The following is an 8,377-nucleotide window of genomic DNA, read 5'->3' on the forward strand; positions in this document are numbered from 1 at the left end:
GGTGGGGAGGGCGGCGTGGGCTTCGGTGAGGACGGCTTCGGTGGTCGAGGGGTGGGGGTGTTCGGGGTGGCGGGCTGGGCCACCGGTGACGAGGGGGGTGGGGCCGCCTTCGAGGGCCGCTCGGGCGGGGCCTCCGTACCGGTCAGGGCGAAGGCCAGTGCCGCCGCGGCGGCCACCGCGACCACACCGGTCGCGATGCCGGCCTTCATCGGCGCGCCCAGCCCCTCCGAGGCCGCCGCACCTCCGGACGCGCCACCGCCCGACGCCGCCGCGCCGGCGGCACCTGCCGCACCCGCGCCACCGGCGACGATCCCCGCCGCCTTGGCGTAACCGGCGACACCGAACCAGCCGATGACCGCGACCGGCACCACGGCGGGAATGCCGCTCGCGACCTCCGCGATCTGGCCGGCGGCGAGCCGGCACCTGGCGCACTCCTCCAGGTGCTTGCGCAGTCCCCGTTCGGCCCGGGGGCGCAGTCTGCCGCGGGCGTACGTGCCGAGCCGGTCGGCGTAGCGGGCGCACTCCTCGTCGGTGGTGAGGGAGTCGCTGACATGGGCCTGGAGGTAGGCCTGCTTCAGGCCCTCGCGGGCGCGGCTGGCGAGTACGCGCGTGCCGTTGGCGTCCAGCCCGAAGAGCATGGCCACCTCGCTGGGTGACTCGTCCTCGACCTCGGTGTGCCACAGCACGGCCTGCCACCGCTCCGGCAGCGACCGGAAGGCCCGCATGGCCATCGACTGCTCGGCCTCGCGCAGGGCCCGGACGTCGGCGCCGAGTTCCAGGGTGTCGTCCTCCGGCACCTCGGAGGTTCGCGCGGACTGCGCGGCGAACACAGCGAAGTCGTCCACCAGCTGTTCCCGCCTCGCCGACCGGGTCCAGTCGGCGGCGACCCGGCGGACCGCGGTGAGCAGATAGGCGCGCACGGCGTGCTCCGGGCCCGAGCCGCCGCGCACCGCCTGGAGCACGCGGGCGAAGACCTCGGCGGTGAGGTCGTCCGCGGTGTGGGCGTCGCGGCAACAGGTGCGCGCGTACCGGCGCACCGCGTCCGCGTGGCGCCGGTACAGCTCCTCGTAGGCCGTGTCGTCGCCCGAGCGCATCCGCTCGATCAGCTCCGCGTCGGACGGCGGCAGCTCGCGCGGTGGCGGCAGGACGCTGTCCTCGTGCAGCTCGCGCTGCGGGGGGACGCCGGCCTCCGACGGCCCACCGGATCCGGCGCGGCCGTCACCGAGTGCCTCGTCCTGTCCGTCGACGCTCATCGCGGAAAGCCCCCGTCACCCACCCCGCCAGTCTCGAACACCGGGTCAGCGTGCCACATCGGCTTCCGGGCAGGACCGCCCGGTGCGGACCGCCACTCGTCCGAGGGGACTTGCCGCGACGCGGTAACGACGCTCAGCTGTTCGGGGAGGGAAGAAGTGCTTCCAGCGTGGCTCCGTCCCGTCGTGTCAGGCCGGCCGTGACCGCAGCCCCTCCAGCAGGATGTCCAGCAGTCGGGCCGACGCCGCCGCCTGCTGGGCCGCGTCCGGCAGTGAGGGCGCCGCGGTGGCTATCACCAGCAGCACGTCCGACACCGACACGTCCGGCCGCAGCTCACCCGCCGTACGCGCCCGCTCCACGAGCCGGCCCACGACCTCCAGCAGCGCCGCCGCCCCGTCACCCTCCACCGGAACCGGCGTACCGGCGGGTGCGGCCTCCTCGGAGACCAGCCGCAGCTCACCGGAGCCCGGCTGGATCCGCTGCTGCGGCACCCGCGGCTCGCCCCCCACGCCGCTGTCACCGTCGTCCGGCACGCCGACCCGCAGCACCTGCGGAGGCAGCAGCCGGCCGGCGCCCGAGGCCACCGACGTCCGCAGGAAACGCGCCAGGGCCGACCACGGCTCGTCCTCCTGCCCGAGCGCCGCCCGGGCCTGATCGGTCAGCCGCGCCGTCTCCTCCTCGGCTATCCGACGCACCAGGACGTCCTTGCTGGGGAAGCGCCGGTACACCGTGCCGACACCGACCCGCGCGCGCCGCGCCACGTCCTCCATCGGCGCGCCGTACCCCAGCTCGCCGAACACCTCGCGCGCCGCGCGCAGTACGTGCTCCAGATTGCGCTGGGCGTCCACGCGCAGTGGTGCGCTGCGTGCCGCGTCCCCGCGTCCGCCGCCCGGCGCCGTGCTCACCGCGCCGCCGTGCGCGACAGTGGACGCGGACGACCAATGAGAGTCCTGAACATGCATAGACATTCCCCCGGTAATGACGTCTCCCCCCGGAGACTCTCCCCGCCATCGAAAGTCGGAGTGCGTGGAACAGGCCCGGCTCTGGGGCCCGCCCGTCGCGGACCCGGTGAGCACATCCCCCTGCACGCCGTGGGGAAGAACATAGTTGAGCGAGGGTCAATTCAGAAGGGGCGCGTTCCGCACGGAGTGCCCCTCGATCGGAGTACGGATCGCATACGCCCCGAATGTGTCGCCTTCCGATTCCGCACCCACCGCTGCTGACCTGCGCGGCAGCGCCGGAAGACGCCGGTCCGGCCGCCCCAGCGAACCCCCGGCCTGCGGTCACACAAATCGCCGAGCCTGTGGACAAACGCAAGCGTCGGGTGCGTCATGGGATGGTGAAGGAACGTGCGCGCATTCTCGTTGTCGGCGGCGGCTACGTCGGGATGTACACGGCCCTGCGTCTCCAGCGGAACCTCAAGGGCGAACTCCGGCGGGGCGAAGCCGAGATCACGGTCGTCACTCCCGACCCCTACATGACCTACCAACCGTTCCTCCCCGAGGCGGCGGCCGGTTCCATCTCCCCGCGGCACGTCGTCGTACCGCTGCGCCGCGTCCTCGGCCAGTGCCACGTCGTCATCGGCGAGGCGCGGTCCGTCGACCACACGACGCGCACCGCCGCCGTCACCACCCTCGCCACCGACGAGGAGGGCACGGGCGCACGCCGGCTGGCCTACGACGAACTCGTCCTCGCGCCCGGCTCGGTCTCGCGCACCCTGCCCGTCCCCGGCCTCGCCGACCACGGCGTCGGCTTCAAGACCGTCGAGGAGGCCATCGGCCTGCGCAACCACGTACTGGAGCAGATGGACATCGCCTCCTCCACCCGCGACCCCGCCGTCCGCGACGCCGCCCTCACCTTCGTCTTCGTCGGCGGCGGTTACGCGGGTGTGGAGGCGCTCGGCGAACTCGAGGACATGGCCCGGTACGCCGCGCGGTACTACCACAACGTCACACCCGAGGACATGCGGTGGATCCTCGTCGAGGCCTCGGGCCGCATCCTGCCCGAGGTCGGCGAGGAGCTCGGCCGCTACACGGTCACCGAACTGCGCCGCCGCAACATCGACGTACGCCTGGACACCCGCCTCGAATCCTGTACGGACCGCGTCGCCGTCCTCAGCGACGGCGCCCGCTTCCCGACCCGCACGGTCGTCTGGACGGCCGGCGTCAAACCCCACCCGGTCCTCGCCGCCACCGGCCTGCCCCTCGACGAGCGAGGCCGGCTGAAGTGCACCCCCCGGCTGACCGTCGACGGCGCCCCGCACGCGTGGGCCGCGGGGGACGCCGCCGCCGTCCCCGACGTCACCGCCGCACAGCCCGGCCGGGAATGCGCACCCAACGCCCAGCACGCCGTCCGCCAGGCCAGGGTCCTCGGCGACAACATCGCGCACGCCCTGCGCGGGGAGCCCCTGGACACGTACGCGTACAAGTACGCCGGATCCGTCGCCTCCCTCGGTTTCCACCAAGGCGTCGCGCAGGTCTACGGACGCAAGCTGAAGGGCTACCCCGCGTGGTTCATGCACCGCGCCTACCACCTGAGCCGCGTCCCCACCGTCAACCGCAAGGCGCGTGTCCTGGCCGAATGGGCACTCGCCGGACTCTTCAAACGGGAGATCGTCTCCCTCGGTTCACTCGAACACCCGCGAGCGGAGTTCGAACTCGCGGCCGGTGGAAAGCCTTCTCAGGAACCACCGCGCAACCCGAAGGGGTCGTCCTGACCGGACTCCGGAACTCCCCCGGCAGGTCCGGCGTCTGACGGATGTCGGCCCGGTCGGCACCCTGCCAGACTGGTCCACCACCGCGGGCGCGCCACCGCTCGTTCCCGCGCGGCCCCCGTGGCCCGGCCGCTCCCGGCCCGCCCCGGCCCCCGGCCGCCGACAACTACACGAGGCAAGGATTCGTGAACTTCACGCGCTGGAGCGCCCGACTCTCCGGAACGCAGCGCCGCGCCGCAGCGCGGACCGACACGACGGTCTCCCCGGACCGGCGGGGCGACGGCTCCGTGCCCGCCGCCCGCGCCGAACAGCTGACCGACGAGGCCCCGCCCGTACCCGCCGTCGACGACCTGCCCGTGCGCGACGTCCTCGACCGCGTCCCGGCCCTCGTCGCCCTCGTCCACGGCCCCGACCACCGCCTCGCCTACGTCAACGACGCCTACGTCGCTGCCTTCGGCGCACGCGACCTGGGCGTGCGGGCCCGCGAGGCCCTGCCCGAACTCGACGAGCCGGGCCTCTTCCCGCTCCTGGACCAGGTCCAGCGCAGCGGAAGACCCCGCACCCTCAAGTCCCGCAAGGCCCCCGACGGCCGCTCCTACACCTTCACCTGCACCCCGGTCACCGAGGGCGGCAGCGACGGCGTCCGCGGCGTCCTCGTCTTCGCGACCGACGTCACCGACCACGCCGAGGCCGCGGGCCGCCTGCGCGCGAGCGAACGCCGCCAGCGCGAGACCGCCGTCACCCTCCAGCGCTCCCTGCTCCCGCAGGAGCTGGAGGAGCCCGACGATCTGCGCGTCGCCGCCACCTACCACCCCGGCGGCACCGAGGCCGCGGTCGGCGGCGACTGGTACGACGTGATCACCCTCGGCGGCGGCCGCACGGCCGTGGTCATCGGTGACGTCATGGGACGGGGCGTCCGCGCGGCGGCGGTCATGGGCCAGCTCCGTACGGCGGTCCGGGCCTACGCCCGCCTCGACCTCCCCCCGCACGAGGTGCTCCAGCTCCTCGACGGCCTGGCCGCCGAGATCGACGCCAACCAGATCGCCACCTGCGTCTACGCCATCCACGACCCCAACGAGGGCCGGCTGGTGTACGCCTCCGCCGGCCACCTGCCGATCCTGGTCCGCGACGAGAACGGCACCGTCCAGCGCGCCGACGAACCCACCGGCCCCCCGCTCGGCACGGGCGGCTGGATGCACACGTCGGGATCGATCTCCCTCAACCCCGGCTCCACCGCCGTCCTCTATACCGACGGCCTGGTGGAACGCCGGAACGAAGACCTGGACGAGGGCATCGCCGCCCTGGAGCACGCCCTGTCCGGTGCCACCGGCAGCCCCCAGGTGGTCTGCGACCGCCTGGTCCGTTCGGCGGGGGTCACGCCCGATCACGACGACGACGTCGCCGTCCTGGTCCTCCAGCACCCCGCCCGCAAGGGCCCGCAGGCCGAGCTGTTCCGCAACGCCGCCCTGGAACTGCTCGGCGGCGTGGAAGCGGCCCCCCGCGCGCGTGCCTTCGCCTCCGGCGTGCTGACCAGCTGGCGCTTCCCCGCCGACCTGCACGACCTGGGCGTCCTGGCCGCCAGCGAACTGGTCGCCAACTCCCTCCAGCACGGCACGCCCCCCATGCGCCTGCGCCTGCGCCGCACCGACCGCCGCCTGATCATCGAGGTCACGGACGGCGACGACCACCTGCCCAGACGCCGCCGTGCGGAGCCGGCCGACGAGTCCGGCCGGGGCATCGCCATCGTCGCGACGATCGCCTCCAACTGGGGGTCCAGGCGCACCCCCGGCGGCGGCAAGGCGGTCTGGTGCGAGTTCCTCCTGCCGTGAACAGCAAACCGAGACGCGTGTGCCGTGAGCAGCAAGCCGAGACGCGTGAGCCGTGATCCATGAGCCGTGATCCGTGAGCCGTGAGTCATGGGTCATGGGTCGTGACGGACGCGGAACCCGTCACGACCCGTACCTCATGCCTCCGCGGCCGCCACCGTGTCGGCCGGTGCCCCGCCCTGCGTGACCACCCGGCTGCGGGCGAGTGACGGCTGGTTCTGAACGTCCGTGAGCTGCCGCCCCAGGCGCACCGCCAGCGCCGTGATCCCCAGCGAGAACAGCAGGAACGCCACGATGTACGGACCGTGCAGCGAGGCTCCGAGCGGTCCGCCCACCGCGGGCCCGATGGCCAGCGCCAGCTGCTTCACCAGGGCGAAGGCGGAGTTGTACTGCCCGGCCATCCCGGTCGGCGCGAGATCCGCCACCAGCGGCGCCAGTGTCGGCGACAGCATGGCCTCACCCAGTCCGAACAGCGCGTACGTCGAGATGAACGCGGCCGTCGCCATCGTCTGGCTGCCGTGACCCAGCCCGGCGTAACCGGCCACCGCCCACGCCACGGCCCAGATCAGCCCCACGGCCGCGATCACGCGCGACCGCTTCCGCCGCTCCACGTACTTCAGCACCGCGAACTGCGCGACCACGATCACCAGCGTGTTCGCCGCCAGCGCCGTCCCCAGCGCGGACGTGGAGATTCCGGCCGCCTCGACGCCGTACGCGCTCAGCCCCGACTCGAACTGCCCGTAGCAGGCGAAGAAGAGCACGAAGCCCAGCACGCAGAGCTGCACCATGGCCCGGTTCCCCAGCAGCTGCTTCCAGCCGGTCCCGCCCGACTGCCCGGCGGCTTCCTCCACACGGGGCGTGCGCGGAATGCGTGCCGTCACCATCACCACGACCAGCAGCAGGAACATCGCCGCCTCGATCGCGAACAGCAGCGTGAAGGAGGAGGGGTTCGAGGTGTCGACCAGGTGACCGCCGATGAGCCCGCCGACGCCGAGCCCCAGGTTCTGCAGGAAGAACTGCATCGCGAACGCCCTGGACCGGGTCTCGGACGAGGAGCAGTCCACGATCATCGTCGCCAGCGCCGGCTGCATCACGGCCTGCCCCGCCCCCAGCGCGGCGGCGGACAGCAGCACGGTGCTCGCCGAGGCCGACAGCCCCAGGCTCAGCGCGCCGAGCGCGGCGGTGACCAGGGCGGTGAGCAGTACCGGCAGCGGGCCCCGCCGGACGATGGCCCGCCCGGCGAACGGCAGCACGATCAGCGCGGCCACGGCGAAGACGGCGAGTACGAGACCCGCCGTCACGGAACCCAGCCCCCGTACCTGTGCCACGTAGACGTACAGGTAGGGGACGGTGAAACCGAGCCCGAACGCGCTGAGTGCGTTGCCCACGTGGATCCGGTGCATCGCTGCACCCATTGCCCTGGTCACGTTCACCCTCTCTCGGGGAGTCTGCTCCAGCCGTTAGAGCTGAAGACTTAGAAGCTAAAGTTCGAAGATAAAGAGTACACAGCGAAGGACTTCAAGGCAAAGGGCTCGCGTGCCATACTGCGGCCATGGGCGACACCTCCGGCGCCGGCGAGCCGACACTCGAAGAACAGATCGCCGCCTACCAGCGCGAGTTCCAGGACCTCGACCCGCAGGTCGAGAAGATCGTTTCGGCGCTCTCCCGCCTCAACCGCCGTATGAACGTCGCGTACGGCCGTCAGACCGCCGAGCTCGGCATCAGCAACACCGACTGGGAGGTGCTGAAGGCGCTCGTCCTCTCCGGAGCCCCGTACCGGCTGGGCCCCGGTGAGCTCGCCAAGCGCCTCGGCCTGACGCCGGCGGCGATGACCCATCGCATCGACCGGATGGTGTCGGAGGGGCTGGTGACCCGGGACCGGGACGAGACCAACCGGGTACGCGTCATCGTCGAGCTGACCGCCGAGGGTCGCGAGAAGTGGCTGGAGGTCATGCGCCTGGCCACGGTCTTCGAGGAGGACCTCCTCCAGGACCTCTCCGCCGACGACCGGGCCGCGCTCGGCGACGTCCTCACCCGCCTCCTGCGCAGGGTGGAGCACGCCCAGCCGGACGCCGACGGCCGGCTCAGCGACCTCGATTAAAGATCTTGACAGGGCTCCTTGACAGCCCCCCAGGGGATCCGTAAGGTTCTTCGGGTTGCCACGGGGCCGTAACGGTTCTCCGGCAGCACCTCCCGCCGCAGCAGCGGCACTCAAACACCAGCACGACCTCCCACTGGGAATGACTTCGGCATGTCCGAATTCAATTCCGATGGGGCTTGGCGACCCGATCGACTCCGATTGGGAATCGCCGAGAAAGTCCGCTAAGGTTTGAGACGTCGGAACGGCCCAACAGCCGGGATGACAACCCCCTCTGACGGGGAATCAGGGCCAGAAAGGATCTGATAGAGTCGGAACCGCCGGAAAGGGAAACGCGAAAGCGGGAACCTGGAAAGCGCCGAGGAAATCGGATCGGAAAAGGATCTGATAGAGTCGGAAACGCAAGACCGAAGGGAAGCGCCCGGAGGAAAGCCCGAGAGGGTGAGTACAAAGGAAGCGTCCGTTCCTTGAGAACTCAACAGCGTGCCA

At 71.9% G+C, this 8,377-nt stretch carries 6 protein-coding genes; 3 read left to right on the top strand and 3 right to left on the bottom strand.

Annotated features, from left to right (window positions below; translation table 11 throughout):
• On the bottom strand, positions 1-1,253 hold a 1,253-nt coding region (locus KUM32_RS24455), incomplete at its 3' end, for a sigma-70 family RNA polymerase sigma factor (RefSeq protein WP_217144098.1).
• Positions 1,254-1,439: 186 nt separating this feature from the next.
• The gene (locus tag KUM32_RS24460; protein WP_217144099.1) at positions 1,440-2,213 is read right to left on the bottom strand and encodes a TetR/AcrR family transcriptional regulator; all 774 of its coding nucleotides are present in this window, start codon (positions 2,211-2,213) and stop codon (positions 1,440-1,442) included.
• Positions 2,214-2,587: 374 nt separating this feature from the next.
• On the opposite strand from KUM32_RS24460, the gene KUM32_RS24465 reads away from it, so the two are divergent.
• Both KUM32_RS24465 and KUM32_RS24470 read left to right on the top strand, forming a co-directional pair.
• Positions 2,588-3,967 carry an NAD(P)/FAD-dependent oxidoreductase gene (locus tag KUM32_RS24465; RefSeq protein ID WP_217144100.1) on the top strand — a complete coding sequence of 460 codons (1,380 nt, stop codon included), beginning with the start codon at positions 2,588-2,590 and terminating at the stop codon, positions 3,965-3,967.
• Between the two features lie 182 nt (positions 3,968-4,149).
• Complete coding sequence (locus KUM32_RS24470; RefSeq protein WP_217144101.1) at positions 4,150-5,793, top strand: SpoIIE family protein phosphatase; 1,644 nt, start codon at positions 4,150-4,152, stop codon at positions 5,791-5,793.
• A 134-nt stretch (positions 5,794-5,927) separates the two neighbouring features.
• On the opposite strand, the gene KUM32_RS24475 is transcribed toward KUM32_RS24470, so the two are convergent.
• Positions 5,928-7,205, bottom strand: coding sequence for an MFS transporter (locus KUM32_RS24475; RefSeq protein ID WP_217144102.1), 1,278 nt, complete (start codon positions 7,203-7,205; stop codon positions 5,928-5,930).
• Between the two features lie 137 nt (positions 7,206-7,342).
• On the opposite strand from KUM32_RS24475, the gene KUM32_RS24480 reads away from it, so the two are divergent.
• Positions 7,343-7,891, top strand: coding sequence for a MarR family winged helix-turn-helix transcriptional regulator (locus KUM32_RS24480; RefSeq protein ID WP_217144103.1), 549 nt, complete (start codon positions 7,343-7,345; stop codon positions 7,889-7,891).
• Positions 7,892-8,377: the final 486 nt, after the last annotated feature.

The organism is Streptomyces sp. AC627_RSS907 (assembly GCF_019049165.1).